General features: G+C 73.7%; 1 protein-coding gene and 1 pseudogene. Both read left to right on the top strand.

Annotated features, from left to right (window positions below; genetic code table 11):
- On the top strand, positions 1-867 hold an 867-nt coding region (locus R6V09_RS53700), incomplete at its 5' end, for a proteinase inhibitor I4 serpin (RefSeq protein WP_317888634.1).
- Between the two features lie 73 nt (positions 868-940).
- A pseudogene (locus tag R6V09_RS53695) lies at positions 941-1,096 on the top strand (proteinase inhibitor I4 serpin); the annotation flags it as partial.

Genomic DNA, 1,096 nt, shown 5'->3' with positions numbered 1-1,096 from the left:
CACGGGGTGCTCACCGGGGACCTCGGGGCCGACCGCGCGGCCCTGGACGCGTGGGCGGCGAAGCGGACCGGCGGGCTGATCGAGCGGATGCCGTTGCCGCTGACGGACGCCACCGACCTGGTGCTGGCGAGCGCGCTGGCCCTGCGCACCGAGTGGCTGCGGCCGTTCGTCGAGGTGCCGGTGGAAAGCGAGTACTGGCGCGACCGGGACTTGCTCGGTCTGTGGCGGGAGACCGCCCTCCTGGACCGGATCGGTGTGGCCGACACACCGGACGGTCATGTCACCGAGCTGAAGGTGCTGGGCAACACGGCGATCGACGTCCACCTCCTGCTCGGGGAGGACCGGATGACACCCGCGCAGGTGTTGGGCGCGGGCCTGGGAATCCTGGACCGCCGTCATCCCGTAGTACCCGGAGACCGGCTCCCGTACGGCGACCCGGGACCGGGCCTGCGCGTGGAGCGAACCCGCAGCACGAGCCCGCAGCCGCCCACCCTCGACGTGACGACCGTGGCGTACGACATGAGCGCGCGGCACGATCTGCTGCGCCTGCACCGCCTGTTCGGCCTCACGACGGCACGGGACTCCGCGCACGGCCACTTCTCCGGTGTCAGCCCCTTCCCGCTGGCCATCGGGTCGGCCGAGCAGGCCACCACGGCGAGGTTCGGCGCGCTCGGCTTCCGCGCGGCGGCGGTGACGGCCGTCGGCGCCGTCGCCGCCGGCCTGCCCGACCTCCGTTACGTGACCACCACCGTCACCGCCCGCTTCGACCGCCCCTTCGCCTTCCTCGCCCTGCACCGCCACTCACGGCTGGTACTGGCGGCGGGGTGGGTCACGGAACCGGAGCCGTTCCCCGAGGACCAGGGCTGATCATCCGGGGCCGGGGCGCCGACGATAGCCTTCCCGTGCGCGATCTTGCGCTACGGCACTGACGGGGGCGGAATTGGGAGCGGTCCAGGGGACGGCGGTTCAGGGCACGGCGGTCGGGGGAACCGTCGACGCGGTGAACCGGCTGACGGCGCGCTGGGCGGACACGGCGACCGGCGGCACGGTGTTCTCGGCGGCCGGGGTGTGGCCGCTGCTGGCGTTCCTCGCCGAC

Source organism: Streptomyces sp. W16, from assembly GCF_033194735.1.
GTDB lineage: Bacteria > Actinomycetota > Actinomycetes > Streptomycetales > Streptomycetaceae > Streptomyces.
The sequence above is the reverse complement of the archived record's forward strand: the minus strand, read 5'-3'. Positions and strand labels throughout refer to the sequence as shown.